The following is a 19,729-nucleotide window of genomic DNA, read 5'->3' on the forward strand; positions in this document are numbered from 1 at the left end:
TTAATTGTTTTCGAGTTTGTGGATGCGTTTGTTATTGATATCGTCGCGGTCGATAAACGGATAGATGTGATTCTTTTTGGCCTCGGCATCGAACAGGTCTTTCAGCTCTTTTAGTTTTTCAGGATATTTTTTGGCGAGGTCGTTGCGCTCGTTAAAATCCTCGTTCAGGTTGTACAGCTTCCAAACATCCTTATCGTAATTACGCTCGGGGATGGTTTTCTCTTTCGGAAAGTTCAGCAGATCCACGTTATCCGGGCGGTGCGCAGCTTCGGCTTTCCAACCATCTTTATAGATCGACCTCGAAGTGAAAATGTAATAGTACTGCTGCGTATGCAGTGTTTTCGCCTGCGCGTTATTGAATGAACTGAAGAACGATTTGCCCTGCAAAGTATCCTGTTTAATACCTTTAACATAATCAGGCAGTTTTAAACCGGCTGCCTCAATGGTAGTAGGGAACACATCGGAAACGTGGCTGTATTGGTTACGAATGCCACCTTTTTCAGTTATCAATTTTGGATAGTAAACTATAAGCGGGTTGTGGGTACCACCCTCGGCATCAGCGTCAGATTTCCAGTATTTGAATGGCGTATTAGCAGCCTGTGCCCAACCTAAAGGATAGTTGGTGCTGGCTTCGGGCGTGCCGATGGTTTCGTAATCGCTTTCGTTCTTTTTGATATAATCAGCCTCAAGCGTGGTTGCTGCCGAGTTTTTAGGATTGATCACACCATGAACTGTACCCTCTTTACTCGCACCGTTATCACCTATCATCACAAAAACCAGTGTATTATCAAATTGGCCAGATGCTTTAAGGTAGTTGATCACACGGCCAACCTGGTTATCGATGTAGGTAAGGTATCCCGCATAAACCTCCATAAAACGAGCATACAGTTTTTTCTGATCGGCAGGCAGGCTGTTCCATTCCTTAATGCGCTCGTTACGCTCGGGTAGTTTGGCGTAGGCGGGGATGTAGCCTGCCTTTTTCTGATTTTCGAATACCTTTTGGCGGTACACATCCCATCCCTCATCGAACTTGCCTTTATACAGGTCACTCCACTCATGGCTTACCTGGTGCGGGGCATGGGTTGCGCCCGGTGCATAGTATAAAAAGAACGGCTGATCAGGCGCGGCTTTGTGGGCGGCATCGATATAGGCGATGGCCTTATCGGTGATCTGCTCGTTCAGGTTACGACCATCGGGTTTGATGTGGAAATTATCCTCAACCAAATGCGGCGGGTTATATTGATCCGTAGCCGATTCGAGGAAACCAAAATGGTGATCAAAACCTTTACCAGTTGGCCACCTGTCAAACGGACCAACGGCAGTAGTATCTTCATCCGGCGTTACGCCCCATTTACCCACCGCGAAGGTGCTGTAACCGTTAGAGCGTAAAGCTTCGGCAATAGTGCCCTTATCCGGCGGGATACGCCCGTCATAACCCGGAAAACCGGCAGCTGTTGAAGCATGGGCAAAGTTACCCATGTGCACATAATGATGGTTACGCCCAGTTAGCAATGAGGAGCGGGTAGGCGCACAGATACCCGCTGTATGAAAGTTGGTATAACGCAGGCCATTGTTAGCCAGCGTATCAAAATTAGGTGTATTGATGAGACCGCCAAAAGTTCCTGATGCACCGAAGCCTACGTCATCTAATAAGATCCATACAATATTTGGTGCACCTTTGGGCGCTTTGAGTGGTTTGTTCCACCATTCTTTTGATTCGGCGAGGGTTTTACCTTCCACGCCTTTGTAATTGGCCGGATCAATAGGCGCTATATTGGCAGGTGTCACTTTCACCTGCGGTAACTGCGCGAAAACCGGCGCGCTAAAGGCGAGGGACAATGCCGAAAGCGCCGCGATTCGTTGATAAGTTTTCATGATAAAATGGGCTTATTGGTTATTTTTTGTAGTTTTTGTGGATGCGCTGGTGATATACATCGTACCAATCAATAAATGGGTACAGGTTGTTTTTCTGCGCCTGTGCTTCAAATACCGCTTTCAGTTCTTTTAACTTTTCAGGATATTTTTTGGCGAGATCTATCCGCTCGTTAAAATCCTCGTTCAGGTTATATAGTTCCCAGGTATCCTCGTCGAAACTTTTATCCGGTACATTCTGCCCCACTTTAAAATCGCCCAGCTCCACATTGTCCGGATGGTGTGCGGCTTCGGCTTTCCAGCCATCGCTATAAATTGATCTCGAACCAAAAATGTAATAGTGTTGCAGCACGTGTTTCGATTTGGCTTCAGGATGATCGAACGAATAAACCAATGAAGTTCCCTGCAAAGTATCCTGTTTAATACCACGGATATATTCAGGCAGTTTAATACCAGTGTACTCCAAAGTAGTTGGCAACACATCAATCACGTGTCCGTATTGAGTACGGATAGTGCCCTTATCTTTAATCCCTTTAGGGTAATAAACAATCAACGGGTTGCGGGTGCCACCTTCCGAATTAGCATCCTGTTTCCAGTATTTAAACGGCGTATTGGCAGCCTGCGCCCAACCCAGCGGGTAATTGGTGCTGGCTTGAGGTGTGCCTATATCGTCAATATCCTCGATATTGGTTTTCAGGAAAGCCTCTTCAGTAGCCAGTTTAGGCGAGTTCTTTTTAGGATTGATCACTCCGTGAACCGTACCTTCTTTACTCGCGCCATTATCGCCAATAATTACAAATACCAATGTGTTATCCAACTGACCGCTTTGTTTAAGGTGATTAATTAAACGGCCAACTTCATGATCGGTATAGGTTAGGTAACCTGCATATACTTCCATAAAGCGGGCATATAGTTTTCTCTCGGCATCGGGTAATGATTTCCAGGCCGGGATGCGGGTGTTAAGCTCGGGTAGTTTGGCGTATTTGGGGATAATACCCAATTGCTTTTGCCTTGCGATAACTTTCTCCCTGAAATCGTCCCAACCGCTGTCAAACTGGCCTTTGTATAGGTCGCTCCATTCTTTGGCTACCTGGTGCGGTGAGTGGGTTGCGCCCGGCGCATAGTATAAAAAGAATGGTTTATCGGGTGCTACTTTGTGCTGGCGGGTTAAATAAAATATCGCCTTATCCGTGATCTGATCAGTAAGGTGACGGCCGTCCGGCGTTACGTGGGCGTTATCCTCTACCAGATCGGGTTTGTACTGATCGGTTGCCGAACCTAAAAATCCGAAGAAATGATCAAAACCTTTACCAGTAGGCCAACGGTCAAACGGACCGGCATCGGTAGCATCCTCATCAGGCGTTAAACCATATTTACCAACCGCGAAGGTGTTATAACCATTCTCGCGAAGCACCTCGGCAATAGTCCCCTTATCCGATGGGATGCGCCCATCATAACCTGGAAAACCGGCCGACATGGTAACATGCGAAAAGCCACCCTCATGAACGTAATGGTGGTTACGCCCCGTTAACAAGGCCGAACGGGTTGGCGCGCAAATACCCGCCGTGTGAAAATTGGTGTAACGCAGACCGTTATTGGCCAGCGTATCAAAATTTGGAGTTTTGATGATGCCGCCAAAGGTGCTTGTTGCTCCAAAGCCAACATCATCCAAAATGATCCATAATACGTTTGGCGCGCCGGCGGGCGCTTTATGAGGCTCGGGCCACCACTCCTTCGATTCATCAAGCGTTTTGCCCACCGTGCCGCCAAATACCGGTGTTCGTCCGTTTTGCGCTTTGGCCGTAACTGCTGCGAGCAGGCCAAGCGACAGGAACAAGGTTATTTTATTCATTTTCATGTTTTAGTAGGTTTTATTCGGCATAACTGGAGCGGAATTTTACGCCCCAGCGTCCGTTTTCTTTGGTTAAAATGTATAGTGATTCATAATGCCCTATCAGGCTGCCATCCGCCCTAAAGCGCGAAAAGCGGGTATCCACATGCACCTTATCTGCCGAGGCCTGCACAATGTTGCGGTGGTCCCACTGGCTATGGTCCCAGCCTTGCTTTTGCAATTCCCCAAATACTTTTGCAGAATCACGCAGACCGGCCTTTTCCAGTACCGACATTTTGCCGCCAGCCAGCCGGTAATGCGGGAACTGGTAGGTATCCTCCCAGCCTTTCAGGTCTTTGGCGTTGAAGGTGGTCATGTACTCGTCAAGCACCTGAAATACAGCTTCGCACACCCTCGGGTCGATACCGTGGGATCCGCTTTCGATGGGTTTGCTTTGTGCTGATACCCGGCCGGTTAGGACGGCGAGGATGAGCAGGAGCATTGTTATCTTTTTCATAGGTAATCGCTTTTAAAATCATCGCAAGTTCAAGCGTCCACGCTTGAATTATAGCTATGGTAAGCGTCCACGCTTACCATAAAACGGGAGCGTGGACGCTCCTATCCCGAATAATTCAAGCGTGGACGCTTGAACTTGCGAGTTCTATTTGCCGTTCTACTGCCAGCCCGGATTCTGAGTCAACTTGCCGTTACTGTTATCAATCTCCTGCTGCGGTATCGGGAACAGGTAAAACTTACCTGCCGCGCCTTTGCTCACGTTGGTTTTGCCAACTTTAAGCAGCGCCGCTTCCAGTATCCCCTTACCCGATGCATCCCGCTCGCGGATAAGATCGAACCAACGTTGGTATTCGAACACAAACTCCAAACGGCGTTCTAAATAAACCGCGTCTCTAAATGAATTTTGATCAAGCCCTGCAAGGTCATCCAAACCAGCGCGTTTCCTTACTCGGTTAATTGAGGCGTAAGCTTTTGCAGTTGGTCCGTTCAGCTCATTCTCAGCTTCCGCATGGATCAGCAGCACATCTGAGAAACGGATAATAGATACATTGGCACCAGATTCAGCCTCATTAGCTACCACACTTGGATCGTAATATTTATTGAAGAATGGGATGGAATCGTTGGCGATAGTTGGGTCGTTCAGTTTACCATACCACAGGTTGGTTGTAGGGCTTTGAAAACGGGTTACAAAGCTTACGCGTTTGCGTTTATCATTAGCCGAATACAACTTATAGATGCTGAAAAATTTATCAACACCACCCGGTTTGGTAGCATCGGGCACAGAATAAAACACCACCTGATCGGCATAGCTACTTATCATGCCAGGAATGCCATTCAGAATAGAGCGCGGGGCCTGGTTGTTACCTTGCCCTTGCGAGTTAGCTTTAAACTGGGCCGAAAAAATGTGCTCCTTGCCATTTTCGGTAGCCGGTAAAAACGCATCGGCATAGTTGGCAAACAGATCATACCCGTAAGGACCATTTATTACAGCTTCGGCTTGCGTTACGGCCTTGTCCCATTTACGCTCGGTAAGGTAAACTTTGGCCAATAATGCGTTGGCCGCACCCGCTGTTGCCCTGCCAACATCGGCACCGGTATAGCTATTAGGCAAATCAACAGCTGCATTGGTCAAATCGGTTTCTATCTGCGTATAAACGGCAGCGGCGGGGTTACGTGGCACCTGCAAGTCAGATAGGTTGATAGATGTTTGATCATGCAGTACCAAAGGCACATCGCCATACAGGCGCACCAAATTAAAGTAATAAAGCGCCCTTAAAAACTTAGCCTCGGCAACAAGTCTTTTATTTAATATAGCATCAAATTTGATATCGGGAATAGTATCGATAGCGATGTTAGCCTTTTTAATTGCCGCGTAGTGCTGTTGCCAGATCTGCAGAACACGCAAACCAGAAGCCGAATGCCCAAGTACAGCTTGTGAGCGTACATCGGGATTAGTAGCGCCAGGCCCCGGACCTTCATCATCGGCCATAAAATTCATACCGGTGTTAAAAAGGGTATTGTAAGGGGTTTGAACACTATTTGCACCACCATTAAGCAGTGAATATACCGCGGTAACTGCCGATACGGCATCGGCCTGGGTTTTGTAAAACTGGCTTGCCGGGATAAATGATCGCGGGTCTTCATTAAGCTTGGCGCATGATGCCGCAATAAAAGCTGTTAATAAAACCAGGTATATAATATTTTTCGTTTTCATGTTAAAAAAATCAAAGGTTATTGGTTACAGGGTGATACCTATACCCACAATAAATGATTTGTTGTTAGGATACGCCCCGTTATCAACACCCGAGGTAATGGCCGATTGCTCATTGCTGCTCACCTCCGGATCGTAACCGGTGTATTTAGTCCAGGTAGCCAGATTTTGCGCGTTGGCATAGATCCTAATCTTTTTGATAGGCGACCTTGACAGCACCGATTGCGGGAACGTGTAACCTAAACTGAGGCTTTTTAGGCGCAGATATGAGCCATTTTCAACAAACCTGTCGGATATTGTTGCAGCTGGATCCTGATATGCGCTGTGTACGTCAGTATTGGTGTTAGTTGGTGTCCAACGGTTAAGTAAAGTAGTGGTTGCATTGGTGTAACCTGTACCCAGCTCAAGCGTGTTACGCTGCTGGTTGTAGATCTTATTACCGTACGACCCTTGTAGAAATACGCTCAGGTCAACACCTTTAAACGAAAAGGTATTGGTGATACCACCTGTAAATTTAGGCTGCGAATTACCAAGTATCACCCTATCGGCCACCTGGGTTATTTTACCATCGCCATTAATATCAACATAGTTTTGGGCACCCGGCGCGGTATTGGCGGCAGGTGTAAGTACCGGTCCACCAGCCTGGATCAGGCCATTGGTTTTATAACCGATAAATGAGCCTATGGGCTCGCCAACTTTAATGATAGATGGCAGCGATGAATCCGGAATAAACTGGTTTACACCATTACCGCCAAGGCTCAATACTTTGTTACGGTTAACCGCGAAAACCAAATTGGTATTCCAAACAAAACCACCAGTTAAGTTGCGTGAACTGATGCCCAACTCAAAACCTTTGTTTTGCACCGAGCCAACGTTTTCATACTGCTGCGGATTGGTAATCGAAGTATTGGTAATTATTGTTAATCCGCTTGTTGATGGTAAAGGAAGATAAAGCAACAGATTGGTTGTTTTTTTATAGTAGATATCGGCCGTTACGCTGATCCTGTCTTTAAACAAACCGAGGTCGAAACCAAAATCGTATTGGCTGGTTTTTTCCCAGGTTAAGTTAGGGTTATATAAACTGTTTGGCGCGAAACCTGCAACTGTAGCGTTACCAAAATTGTAACGGTAGTAACCCAATTGCGAATACGATTGATAAGCAGGGATATCGCTGTTACCGGTTTGGCCCGCGCTAAAGCGTAGTTTCAACTGGCTGATAGCCGTTACGTTTTTCAGGAAATCTTCGCTCGATGCATTCCAGGCTACCGCGGCCGACGGGAACGAGGCCCACTGATGACCCGGAGCAAATTTAGATGAACCATCAGCACGTAGGGTTAACGTTAACAGGTATTTGCTGTTAAAGCCATAATTCACCCTGCCCAGGTACGATTTCAATGCCCACACATTCGATGATGTAGAAGGCGCGATAGCGAAGCCGCTTCCTGATATGTTGGTAACACTGCCCGAGCCGAGGTTATTGTAAGTATCATAATCGCTAACAAAACCTGAGGCACCGGTAATGGCACCCTCAGCTTTAAACTGCTGCTGAGTAAAACCGGCCAGCACATTTAAGGAGTGTTTACCAAATTTTTTGTTGTAGGTAAGCGTATTTTCGTTTAACCAGTTAAAAGAGTTGAGCGTACCGGTTTCGCCTAAACCGCCATAGCCCTGGCCTTCAAATACAGTGGAGGGAAGGTAGCGGTTTTGTTTATTGTCGATGATATCAACACCAGCCAATACTCTTGCGGTTAAGTTCTCGGTGATCTTATAATCGCCCGCGATGTTACCCAAAATGCGGCTTGTGGTGGTGCGGTTGATCTGATTGTACAACGTATTGATGGGGTTACCGTAGGTGCCCTCAAATATATTTTTAACAAAGAACGAACCATCGGCATTGTAAACCGGTGTGGTAGGCGTCATCAATAAAATAGCTGGAACAACGCCCTGCGGCGCAATTTGCGCGGTGGTGCGGCTACCTGTTATGTATGATGTGATCTTAAACTTATCGTTATAATCGTGCTCCACGTTCACACGGCCTGCATAACGCTCAAAGTTGGTATTTTGCAGGATCCCATCCTGTTTAAAGTAGTTGCCAGAAAATGCCAGCCTGGTGCGCTCGGTACCCGAAAATATCGAAAGGCTATGGTTCTGCGAGTTCGCTTTGCGGAAAGCGGCGGCCTGCCAATCGGTATTGGCACCGTATGGGTTAAGCTGGGCTTCGGTTTGGGTTGCTTTTCCTGTGTTTACCAAAGCATCGTTACGCAAGGCTTCCCACTGGGTGGTATTGAGCAGCGGCAAAGTTTTGATTACCTCCTGCCTGCCGAAGCTGCCATCGTAATTAATAGATGATACACCGGCTTTACCTTTTTTGGTGGTGATGATAATTACACCATTGGCACCACGGGTACCGTAAATAGCGGTGGCAGATGCATCTTTTAATACCTCGATACTTTCAATATCCGATGTATTGATAGATGCCAATGGGTTGATCTTCGGCCCATTGGTTACGCCTGCATCAGTTAATGAGTTGCTGTTTGAAGTTGGGAAACCGTCGATAACATACAACGGCTCAGCAACAGCATTGATGGAGTTCACACCGCGTACCTGTACAGTTACACCCGCTCCCGGCTGCCCGGTAGCCTGCGTAACCTGGATCCCTGATACCGAACCCTGCAAGGCCCTATCTAATGACGGGATGGGCTGTTTCAGGGCCAGCGCCGGTACCGATGCAACAGATCCGGTTATATCCTTACGTTTTTGCGAACCGTAACCCACTACAACCACCTGGTTTAACTGGGTCTGGGCATCTTTCAGTTTAATTTCAACCGGGCTGCCGTCGGCAATAAATTCCTTTTTTTCGTAGCCGGTAAAGGTGATGATCAATTTATAAGGGAACTTTTGCCCGGTAACAAAGCTGAATTTACCCTCAATATCTGTTGAAACAACGTGCGTGGTACCCTGAATTTTAACCACCGCTCCGGGCAATGGTTCGCGGGTGGCACTGTCAATTACACGGCCAACCAAATGTGAGTTAATGGTAGGTTGTGTTTGCTGCGCGATGGTTAACAATGGTAAACCTATCAGCAATAAAAACGGTATTAATAAGAGTTTTTTCATGTCGACAGGTTGTTAAAGGTTGAAAACTCTGCCGATTGGTTTGCCGTGTAAAACGGCCTGTATAATTGCTGGGGATGAAATGCATCCTCAATAATTTGCAGCGTAAAGGGTGCTGCCTGCCGGGCAAAAGGCAACGTATAGCCTTTTCCCGCCTTTGCAATATTTTGCATAGATTTGAATAATTAAAATGACACCATGAAACAGGCTCAACGCCAATCGATCCCTGTTTCGTTGTTTTGATCCGGAGGGAAAAGCACTGCTTTTCCCTTATTTGTAGTAGGTAAATATTATCGTTTCATGTTCCTTTCTGTTTGTGCCTTGCGTTAAGCAGGCAGGTCAATTATTTAATTCGGGGTATTTAATTACTAACACAACGGAAACCGAGGTGTTCCATTCCACTATCTTCGGTGGTTTTCATCCGGCGCGATACCCGGTAACCCGAGCAATAGCTATCGTTACACAAAAACGATCCGCCGCGTACCACCCGCTTTATGGCATAAGGCTCATCCGGATCGTACGATTTTGAAGCGCCTTTGGGGTTCTTCACACCGTTTGTACCCAATGTTTTGTAATAGTTATTGTTGTACAGATCGGCACACCACTCCCAAACGTTACCGGCCATATCATACAAACCATAACCATTTGGCTTGAAAGAGCTTACCGGGGCTAAGTAATAAAACTTATCGCGCTGGGTATTTTTATAAGGAAAGCTTCCCTCCCAGGTATTGGCCTTGGGTTGCCCTTCGCTTATTTTTTCGTTGCCCCATGGGTACACTTTATCTTCAAGTCCGCCCCTTGCCGCGCGCTCCCATTCGGCTTCGGTTGGCAGGCGCTTGTTGGCCCATTTACTATAGGCTACGGCATCGTACCAGGATACCTGCACTACCGGGTAGTTATCCTTACCCTTAATATCACTGCCGGGGCCATGTGGATGTTTCCAGTTTGCACCGGTTTTCCAGGCCCACCATTGCGCGTAATCATTCAGGTTAACCGGATGATCTGCCGGTACAAATACCAGCGATGCCGGTACCAGCAAACTATCGGCAGGCTTTTCGGTGCCGGGCGGCATTTGTTTTTTCAGTTCGTTCCAGTCGGGTTTGCGCTCCGCAGTGGTTACATAGCCTGTGGCTTTTATAAATTTGGCAAACTCGGCGTTGGTTACTTCCGTTTTATCTATCCAGAAACCATCAACGCTAACATCGTGTTTGGGGTATTCGTCAGGCTCGGCCTGTTGGTTATCCGCCCCCATCCTAAAAGTCCCGGCGGGTACCCATACCATCCCCGCATGGTTGGCATGGGTGTTGCCAGTATCAGGCAGGGTAAGCGCCGCACCGCTTAGCCCTGCTGTTTTAAACCTGTTTGGTAAATTCGATTCGCAGCAAACTTTCTTTTTACTGCCCGGAACCGGGGCAATAGCCGCAACGGTTACCGGTTTTTCATGCTGCCCGCACGCAGCTAAAAACATCGCCCCAAACAGTATAAGTACTATATTTTTCATTACGCTTTTACCGGCTGTAACTGTAACTGCGCATCAACCTGCTCTTGTTCTGCCTCTAACGCAACAACAGGATCTGGTCTATATAATTGATGTGGTTGCAAAGGCACATCTTCTCTAATTATAGGGCCATCGGCAGCCAATTCGCTTCCAGCTACTTTTGATTTAAATAGCGGCCATGCCAGTTGCGCATACCATTGGTCGCCTTCATAGTGCGAGATGCCATAAGCTTTAGGGTACTGGCGCGAGATATGTGCCGTACCGAAAATGATATCCCACCAAAAAAACATATTACCAAAATTGCCTTTGTAATAGCCTACGCCGTCATCGGTAGTGGCGGCATGGTGCGCATGGTGTGTAGCCGGGGTTGATATGGTACGCTCTAAAATCCAGGCAAGTGGGTGCAATACTTTATATTGGTAAAAAGGTTTATCCCATGGGATACTTGAATGTGCCAACGTAGTGATAGTACCTTTGATACCTTTTACCACAATGGCCGGAATACCCAAACCAAGGTAAACCAATGCCGCGGTTAAATAAGTTTGCGAAAAGAACAGTGTGTAAATAATATTTTGCCTGCTGGCCATAGCCATACCCATGTACGATGCCGAGTGGTGCGTACGGTGGAAACGCCATAACCATGGTACCTGGTGGTGCAGGCGGTGGTACCAGTATTGGGTCAAATCGTCGGCCACGGCTATGATGGCGCATCCCCATAAAAATGGAACCCAATCGAAAGTATTTTTCAGAGTTGGTAACAGCGCCGGCAAGGCCAACAGGCTGTAGTAGGCAACCAAGGGTTTCACTACCAGTTTAGGGATGGTAAAGCAGGCTATATCCACCCATTTTTCATTAGTATTCCAACGTTTTTTGTACAGGCCGAACGAAAATTCGAGTACGCCTAATACCAGTACCAAAACGGAAAATCCGTAGCCGTTAAGGTTGTCTATTACTTGTTTTATCTGCTCAATCATTGTCTTGCTGGTTTGAAGTTTTAGTTTTTACTGTGTTTTCCTGTTTATGCTGATGTTGTTTCTTTTCCCAGGGGCGCTGGCCGGTAATGGCAAACGTGCCAAACATGAGCGCGATAGGCAGGATATACAAGAACAGGCTCAGCGAGGCGTTTCGGATGATCTGCTTTTTGGTTGATTCTTCTAATTTCATGAGGCGTTAATGTTTTGAGGTTGAACAATTTGTGTTGTTTTGGCATTAGCACCTCTGTCAAGCAATTTGCGACCAAGCCACAAGCCTCCGAAGATGATAATGAAAGGAATGATGGTTACGATAATGCCCACCAATACCTTCTTCCCGATAAGGGAAACGTCGTTAAGGGTCATGATAAATCTGATTAAGTGATTATAGCATAGGCACCTTATAGCGGTCCGCATTACCGGTATAAGCACCTGTTAATTAAAAAATTGATCGGAAACCTGTTTATTTAAAACAAGTTAAAAGGAAGGGAGAAATTCCCAATGTTGCCTTATTAACAGCAACAACAAGAAGTACAACAGCAGGTAAAAGCAGAGGCAGGTAATTGATGTTTAGCAAAGCCGTTTTTGAGTAAATGTTCGGGTTGCATGGTGGGTGCTTTTAAACTATTTGATTGTAGTGATTTTGTTTACTGGCACAAATGTAGAAAAAGAATTGATAAATACTACTATTTCTATAGAAATTATATAATAATTATTGGATTTGTAAGTTGGAGGGGCTTAAAAAGGCGAAAACGAAGTTTTTTTTAAGTAGAGACGCGTCACATGCGTCTCCCGCGTGCTATTTACGTTTAATATCGGCTACGATCAAAGTGCGCGGTGGCCTGACAGAAAAGCGGGCCGGGAGTATGCATTGCGGGGGGGAAGCTTTTTTTGTCTTGACTTTTTGGGTACTTTTGTGTCAAGACAAAAGTACCTGGCCCCGCCCGGCCAAGAGGGCGACCGTGTTAGTTATATTGAACCAAAGCCTGTTATCTAACGAGAATAACGAAAGCCATTTGAACAGCGACACTTTCATGATGGCTATTTTGTTCTAACAGCTTTCTGTTATCCCAAAAGCATTGGCCCGCTCAATCGCCGCGGGTAGGCTTTGTTCTTTTTCTTGATAAAAAGAACCAAAAATCAAGTCACCAGGAAGGCTTCTTTGCGCTACGGCCGACGCGCTATCCCCCACCGCTTGCCTCTGCCCTGCAAATCGGGCAGAACCACGGGCTGCTAAATTTTGCCCTACTGCGTTCGCTCAAAGCCCCACTCTTCTGCAAAAAGTAGCTATGCCACTTCCTGCGCTCAAGGCCACCATCGTTCTGCCCGCTTTCGCCCGAAGCTTTCCTGCTGACGGTAATTGCTATAATTGAACATTCCGCTATCTTAACAATTATAACTCCCGAAGTTATTTTATCTTCGCCCCACGATGAGCACCGAAAGATTAGCAGCCCAATTAGAGACCAGGATCTTTTATTTTTATATTGTAGATCAAACCCCGGAACGGATCAAGATCACGATGTACAGCACGCCTTACACCTTAAGGAAGCAGGGCGAAAAATGGAGAAACGCATCGGCTAATGTGATGCAAATGTCGCAGGAGTTGATCGATTCGGTTGTTGCAACGGTGTTATCCCAGGAATAAATCAGCATATCGCCGCGAGCCTCCCCCAGAGCGGGAACAGCTTTGTAGTAAAACCTACGACCTGATCAGCCGTGCCAGAGGTACGGAACGCTGGTGTTATGTACCTCTGGCACATCAAAGCTCTGACTTTTTCATTTCTACAAAGCTTTTGCACCTCTGGTGCAGCCATGCAAGTCCCTTAATTTAACCTTTATAACATTTAAGTCTACCATAGCTGAGGAGTTGTTTGCCTAAACTACCACCTTTCCCGGACTTTCAACCAAAACAAAATCTTCCTTACCACTACAACAAACCGGGCATTCATAATTGGCAATATCAGCAAAAGGCGTATTTGCAGGAATCCCGTTTAATTCATCGCCATAAACTTCATCATAAACAGTAAAGCAGTTTTTACACTGATGGATCATTTTAGGAGCAATAGCTTGAGCGTCATCTTTCCCGATATTTATCGCCACAGGTTTCCCCGCACTTAGCTGCTGATAAAACAGGTCACAAAGTTCGATAAGGTGCTTACTTAATTCAGCCTTGTTGATATCCGATTTATAAACCACAAAATCACGGGTGTTATGATTAAAATCGCGGGTGTGGATAATTTCATACTCATCGGGCCGGCGTTCGCGGATCATCACGGAACCATAGATACCTGACTTAGGTGAGCGCTTGATAGCGAAGCTAAGGCGATAAGTGCGCAGATCGGCCTCTTCAAATTCACGTACCAATTGTTGTTTCAATTCCAGGCATGGAGTACACAGATCTTCCACCTGCCAGTTTAACTCGTTGGAGGCGTGCCTTACATTTATGCGGTATTTATTGAGCAGATCGCCCCAAGTAGGCCGGTGTTTCAGTTCGATATTTTTAACCAACAACGATTTCCAAGGACTAACATACAACTGCCCTACCCTTGTTTGCAGGCAGATATTACAGATCTCTTTTAAAAATTCGATATCAAAAAGTTCATTGCGCCGGTAAATGCCCAGCCAATATTTATTGCCCTGCTGCCTGTTGAAGCCCTCATAATAAGGCAGCTGAAATTCGGGAATAACCAGTGATTGCTCGATGGATTGAATAACAAATTTATTGTCGGCCGTTACCAACTCATAAAGCAAGCTGCCATCTGCTTCTGGCTGATCATAAAAAAGCTTGCGGTTATTCAATATAACCTCCTGTACAGCTTTGCCCATAGCAGGAATATCATCCGAATAAACCAACACCGGCCAGCAATACAAGTTATTGGTTTTAGGGAAGCGGATATACAGGTACCAGTAATTACTCACCCCCGAAGAGATGAAATTGAGATTACCCGTAAAAAACGGCGCGAACGTTTGGCTGCTATCTACAATATTGATCTTAAGTTGAGGCTTGTAATTAAACAGATCGAAAATATCTTTATACACCCCTTCCTTCAGCCAGTTATCGTGGTTAAAGATACCATCGGCGATGTACGAGCTGGTGATGTTAGGATACTCATCGGCGGCAATTTCGTAATCTATCCCCGCGCCAAGCACATCAAACTCCAATGATTCAAGATTATCATCATCAGCTTCAAAAAACAACTGCTGTCGGTTGCCGAAACGCACATTTTTTGCGCCCGAGTTTTGAGCGATGATGAGCATCTCGTACAAGTCACCCGCCGAGATTACGCCGCCGGGTAAGTTTATTTTGATCACTTTGCCGCTCATACTATGCTTTTATTAATTGTTGTTGCAAAACTTCATCTAACAGGCGCTTAACCTCCGGCTTACACGATCCGCAACCGGTTCCGGCACCGGTCTGGCTGCAAACATCGGCCAGTTGGGTACAGCCCGAGGCTACTTTATTACGGATATTATCGGCCCCTACGTTATTGCAGCTGCAAACCAGCTTGCCCAATACAGGTTCGGCGGTCTTGCCACTGCGAAGTAGTTTGAGGCGCTTTTCGCTTAGCTCAGTTTTGTTGGCTATCAGCTCCCTGAACTCCTGGAACTCGCCTTTATCACCTATCAGGATGGTGCCCACCAGCCGATCCTGGTGAATGATACATTTTTTATAGTAGCGCTTGGCTTTATCGATGAACACCACTTCTTCATAATCCTTATCGTCCGGGCATTCGGACAGGCCGATGCTGCACAGATCAAAACCATGAATTTTGATGATGTTCATAAACAGGCTGCCTTTATAATAGCTGGCAATATCGCCGTTCATGTAACCTGCAACTACTGCGGCTTGTTGCTCGGCAGCGGCGGTGATGCCGTAAAGTGTGCCTTTAAATTCGGCAATCTCGCCAATGGCGTAAATGTTCGGGTCGCTGGTGAGCAAGTGTTCGTTTACGATTACACCGCGTTTGCATTCCAGTCCGCATTCTTTGGCAATTTCGAGGTTAGGTGTTGTACCTATGGCCAGGATCATGGCATCGCAATCAATTTTGCGACCGCTTTTCAGCCCGATGCCGGTTAGTTTTGAGCGACCATAAAACAGCTGCACCTCATCATCATAAAAAATATCGCAGCCCTGGTCAACCATTTCCTCGTGCAAAAGCCGGCTGCCCAGTTCATCCAACTGCCGGTTTAAAAACCTTGATGTACGCTGAATAACGGTAACCGTATTACCAATTTCCCGCAACGACGCAGCCATTTCAAGCCCCAACAAACCGCCACCCACAATAACTACATGACCGCCTTTAGGCACATGCTTTTTAAAATTATCGGCATCGTTCCGACTGCGCATGCTGAAAATACCGGGCAGCGTGGGTACATTTTTAGGTACAGCGGCGCGGCTACCTGTGGCCAGTAATAGCACATCGTAATAAGTTTTTACGCCACGGCTATCCAACACGTATTTATTGTCGCGATCTATCTTTTCGATGCTTACACCGCGGTGCAGTTTGATGTTCAGTTCGGGTTCTTCTTCGTCGGTCATTTTAACCAATTCCTCCCAGCGTTGTTCGCCGCTGATGTAGTCGGGTAGCATTACCCGGTTATAAAACGGGTGGTTTTCTTTATTGAAGATGATGATCTCATCATCTTTATTCAGCTCCCTATATGAGCGTACAAAACCATGCGCTCCGGCTCCTGCCCCTACCACCACAATCCGTTGAAAAGGCTTTTTAAACTTTACTACGTTAACGGCGCAGTATTTAAAATCAGGTTCTTTCGATATCGGGTCAACCTTATCGTTGGTGATATTATTTACCCGGTGCAGATCGCTGTTCAGTATCTTGCCCCAGTGCATCGGCACAAAAACAACACCTTTTTTTATTTCGGGAGATAGTTTGGCTTTTACCCTGATCTCTCCCCTGCGCGAGGTGATGATGGTAATATCTCCCTCTTTGAGGCCCAACGCTTCGGCATCAAAAGGATTGATCTCCATAAATGATTGCCTGATGTGTTGGTTAAGTTTATTCACCTTACCCGTTTTGCTCATGGTATGCCATTGATCGCGGATGCGGCCTGTGGTGAGGATAAATGGAAAATCATCATCAGGCATTTCGCTGGTGAGGGTATCCGGTACCGCGCTGATTCGGGCGTTGCCGCTTTCGGTATAAAATTTTTTGTCGGTAAACAGGCGTTGCGTGCCCGGTGCAGGGCTACGTTTTTTATACGGCCATTGCACGGAGCGCTGCTGTTTGATGATCTCGTAACTTAAGCCGCTGATATCGATATTAGTTTTGGCGGTAAGTTTAGCATGTTCGGCATAAATTTCAGAAGCATCTTTAAAATCGAACCCTTTATAACCCATTTTTTGGGCGAAACGGCAAATGATCTCGCTATCGGGCAAAGCCTCGCCCGGTGGATCGAGAATTTTATCGAGATAGCTGATGCGCCGCTCGGAGTTGGTCATGGTTCCCTCCTTTTCGGCCCAGGCAGCGGCGGGGAGTATCACATCTGCATAAGCCAACGTTTCAGGTTTGTTGCTGATCTCCTGTACCACCACAAATTTAGCTTTTTTCAAAGCCTCCTCGGCCATGCGCACATTAGGCAAACTGGTGAGCGGATTGGTACACATGATCCAGATGGCTTTTAACCTGCCATCATTCAGCGCCTCGAACATTTCGGTAGCGGTAAGGCCTGGTTTTTCGGCAATTTCAGCACCTCCCCAAAACTTCTGAACCTCGGCACGGTGAACCGGATTATTCAGGTTACGATGCGCCGGCAACAAATTAGCTAAGCCACCCACCTCGCGACCGCCCATGGCATTAGGCTGCCCGGTTAATGATAGCGGACCAGAGCCGGGTTTACCTATATGTCCGGTAATTAAATTAAGGTTGATGAGACTTAAGTTTTTATTCACCCCCACCGCACTTTGGTTAAGCCCCATTGTCCACATCGAAATAAAACCTTTGGCCTCGCCAATATAAAGTGCGGCCAAACGGATCTCGCTTTCGCTCACACCGCATATCAATGCAGCCTCGGCAACCGTGCGCTCGAAAACAATTTTACTGTATTGTTCAAAACCATCGGCATGATGCGTAACAAAATCGGCATCGATATCGCCGTTCTCTATCAGTACCCGCCCAATAGCATGGTTAAGTGTGATATCAGTTCCAGGATTGATTTGCAAGTGCAGATCGGCAATGCTACAGGTATCCGTAGCCCGCGGATCAACCACAATGATTTTCACATTGGGGTTGGCAGCTTTGTGCGCCTCCACCCTTCGCCATAAAATAGGATGGCACCATGCCGGGTTGGCACCGGTAACATAAAAGCAATCGGCCAGTTCAATATCTTCATAACAAAGCGGTACGGTATCCTCGCCCAAAGCAATTTTATAAGCGGCAACCGCGCTGCTCATGCAAAGTCGCGAATTGGTATCGATGTTATTGCTGCCGATGAAACCTTTAATGAGCTTGTTCACCACGTAATACTCTTCGGTAAGGCATTGCCCAGAGGCATAAAACGCCACCGAATCGGGACCGTATTTGTTGATAAAAGTTTTAAAAACGGCGGCTGTACGCTCCAGGGCCTCGTTCCAGCTTACCCTTTGCATGGGCATGCTTTTATTGTAGCGCATTTGAGGGTACAGCAGCCTGTCGCTTTTATCGTTGGCGGTATGGTGCAGATTAAGCCCCTTGCTGCAAAGCATGCCTTTGTTTACGGGGTAATCCTTATCGCCCTCAAGCGTGATACTGCCGTTTTTTTCTTTATTAATTACAACGCCACAACCCACCCCGCAATAACAGCAGGTGCTTGTAAAAGTATTTTGTTGTGAGCGCTTCATTTTTTGAGCTTTAAGCTAATTCTCCGGCTAAAACAACTTCTTTAGCAGGTTCGGTAACTGTTTGTTTCTGAAAACGGGTTACAAACACAATAAGCGATACCACCATCACTGTGATACCGATATAAGTAAATGCCTGCACATAAGTGATCGATTCTGATTTGAATAGGAAGCCAAACAGCATCCCGCCAAGGTTACCGCCCGCGCCAACTATGCCGCTTACCATACCTACATTTTTTGAGTTGATAAATGGCACTATACCATAAGTAGCCCCGTTAGACATTTTGAGGAACAGCGCGAACGACAGCATCGAAACAATAGCCGCCGTTAAGTTGCCCGAGCTGGCAAACAGTATCAAGCCGATACCTTCTAATAATAACACACCTGCCAGCAACAATCCTTTGCCTCGCATACCAAATTTGCCACCTACCTTATCAGATACCATACCCCCCAAAGCCCTTGCAAACAGGTTCATGAACCCGAAAATGCCAGCCCAAAAGCCAGCCGAACTTTGTGACAAGTGGAAAGTATCAACAAAATGCAGGGAGGCTACGTTATCAAAAGTGATCTCCATACCAAAGCACATGGCGTAGGCCATGGTAAGCGCCCAGATACGCCAATCGGTTAATATCGACCAATCGGTTTTTGATTTGGTGGCCGAGCGGCCTATCTCGTCGTAGTTACCATCCGGGGTATCTTTAGTAAACTTTTGGTACAACAACGCGATGAGCAGCATCATTACGCCGGGTACGATCATGGCATAGCGCCAGGCTTCGGCTTTGGTATAGCCAAAGCCTACTATGGCCGCGAATATCAGGGGCATTACCATATTGGTTACGCCGCCGCCCAGGTTGCCCCAGCCGCCGGTTACCGCATTGGCCGTACCTTTTATGTTGGGCGCAAACATCATTGAGGTATGGAACTGGGTAATTACAAACGATGAACCTATTACGCCAATAGCCAGCCTGAACAATAAAAACGACGTATAATCGTGCGCTAAACCAACAAAAAATACCGGTAACGAGCCAACGAGGAGTAACCTTACGGCGGTTTTACGAGGCCCCCAGCTATCGCAAAGCTTACCTATTATAAGGCGGGCCAAAATTGTTGCCGCTACCGAGGCAATGATGGTATTACCCACCTGGGCTTTGGTTAAATGCAGTTCGGCACGGATGGTTGGCATCAGCGGTGCCAGGCCAAACCAGCCGAAAAAGCACACAAAGAACATTAACCAGGTGATATGGAAGGTGCGCATCTGCACACCTTTTAATGAAAATATGTTGAGTTTGGTAAGTTGTTTCATTTTTTTAAGCTTAAAGCTCAAAGCCGAAGGCTGAAAGCTTTTGTTTTACAATTAATTCTCTTCATTTACCAGCTTAGC

At 46.6% G+C, this 19,729-nt stretch carries 14 protein-coding genes; 1 reads left to right on the forward strand and 13 read right to left on the reverse strand.

Features of this window, described 5'->3' with window-relative positions; genetic code table 11:
- The 10 genes from AAFN85_RS27605 to AAFN85_RS27650 all read right to left on the reverse strand — a co-directional run bounded on the left by AAFN85_RS27605 (position 1) and on the right by AAFN85_RS27650 (position 11,879).
- Complete coding sequence (locus tag AAFN85_RS27605; RefSeq protein ID WP_347531197.1) at positions 1 to 1,875, reverse strand: arylsulfatase; 1,875 nt, start codon at positions 1,873 to 1,875, stop codon at positions 1 to 3.
- 19 nt (positions 1,876 to 1,894) lie between these two features.
- Positions 1,895 to 3,724, reverse strand: coding sequence for an arylsulfatase (locus AAFN85_RS27610; protein ID WP_347531198.1), 1,830 nt, complete (start codon positions 3,722 to 3,724; stop codon positions 1,895 to 1,897).
- 19 nt (positions 3,725 to 3,743) lie between these two features.
- Complete coding sequence (locus tag AAFN85_RS27615; RefSeq protein ID WP_347531199.1) at positions 3,744 to 4,220, reverse strand: hypothetical protein; 477 nt, start codon at positions 4,218 to 4,220, stop codon at positions 3,744 to 3,746.
- A gap of 156 nt (positions 4,221 to 4,376) precedes the next feature.
- Positions 4,377 to 5,933, reverse strand: coding sequence for a RagB/SusD family nutrient uptake outer membrane protein (locus AAFN85_RS27620; protein WP_347531200.1), 1,557 nt, complete (start codon positions 5,931 to 5,933; stop codon positions 4,377 to 4,379).
- Between the two features lie 24 nt (positions 5,934 to 5,957).
- A complete protein-coding gene (locus AAFN85_RS27625; protein ID WP_347531201.1) occupies positions 5,958 to 9,047 on the reverse strand; it encodes a TonB-dependent receptor in 3,090 nt (1,029 codons plus the stop codon).
- On the reverse strand, positions 9,044 to 9,217 hold the full coding sequence (locus tag AAFN85_RS27630; protein WP_347531202.1) for a hypothetical protein: 174 nt from the start codon (positions 9,215 to 9,217) through the stop codon (positions 9,044 to 9,046). The genes AAFN85_RS27625 and AAFN85_RS27630 overlap by 4 nt, the downstream gene beginning before the upstream one ends.
- A 188-nt stretch (positions 9,218 to 9,405) precedes the next feature.
- Entirely contained in the window at positions 9,406 to 10,545 is a 1,140-nt protein-coding gene (locus AAFN85_RS27635; protein ID WP_347531203.1) for a formylglycine-generating enzyme family protein, read from the reverse strand.
- Positions 10,545 to 11,516: a sterol desaturase family protein gene (locus AAFN85_RS27640; RefSeq protein ID WP_347531204.1), complete on the reverse strand. Its 972-nt coding sequence runs from the start codon at positions 11,514 to 11,516 to the stop codon at positions 10,545 to 10,547. The genes AAFN85_RS27635 and AAFN85_RS27640 overlap by 1 nt, the downstream gene beginning before the upstream one ends.
- Positions 11,509 to 11,706, reverse strand: a complete 198-nt coding sequence (locus AAFN85_RS27645; RefSeq protein WP_119408821.1) for a hypothetical protein — start codon at positions 11,704 to 11,706, stop codon at positions 11,509 to 11,511. The genes AAFN85_RS27640 and AAFN85_RS27645 overlap by 8 nt, the downstream gene beginning before the upstream one ends.
- A complete protein-coding gene (locus AAFN85_RS27650; RefSeq protein WP_347531205.1) occupies positions 11,703 to 11,879 on the reverse strand; it encodes a hypothetical protein in 177 nt (58 codons plus the stop codon). Before AAFN85_RS27650 ends, AAFN85_RS27645 begins: the two co-directional genes overlap by 4 nt.
- Positions 11,880 to 12,942: 1,063 nt before the next feature.
- Here AAFN85_RS27650 and AAFN85_RS27655 point away from each other — a divergent pair.
- Positions 12,943 to 13,158 carry a hypothetical protein gene (locus AAFN85_RS27655; protein WP_347531206.1) on the forward strand — a complete coding sequence of 72 codons (216 nt, stop codon included), beginning with the start codon at positions 12,943 to 12,945 and terminating at the stop codon, positions 13,156 to 13,158.
- Between the two features lie 230 nt (positions 13,159 to 13,388).
- Here AAFN85_RS27655 and AAFN85_RS27660 read toward each other — a convergent pair whose 3' ends face one another.
- The 3 genes from AAFN85_RS27660 to AAFN85_RS27670 are packed head-to-tail and all read right to left on the reverse strand — an operon-like array spanning position 13,389 to position 19,651.
- On the reverse strand, positions 13,389 to 14,837 hold the full coding sequence (locus AAFN85_RS27660) for a rubredoxin (protein ID WP_347531207.1): 1,449 nt from the start codon (positions 14,835 to 14,837) through the stop codon (positions 13,389 to 13,391).
- 1 nt (position 14,838) lies between these two features.
- A complete protein-coding gene (locus AAFN85_RS27665; protein WP_347531208.1) occupies positions 14,839 to 18,351 on the reverse strand; it encodes a molybdopterin-dependent oxidoreductase in 3,513 nt (1,170 codons plus the stop codon).
- 10 nt (positions 18,352 to 18,361) lie between these two features.
- Positions 18,362 to 19,651 (reverse strand): MFS transporter, encoded by a 1,290-nt coding sequence (locus AAFN85_RS27670; RefSeq protein ID WP_347531209.1) that lies wholly within the window; start codon positions 19,649 to 19,651, stop codon positions 18,362 to 18,364.
- Positions 19,652 to 19,729: the final 78 nt, after the last annotated feature.

It is taken from the genome of Mucilaginibacter sp. CAU 1740 (genome assembly GCF_039839285.1).
GTDB lineage: Bacteria > Bacteroidota > Bacteroidia > Sphingobacteriales > Sphingobacteriaceae > Mucilaginibacter.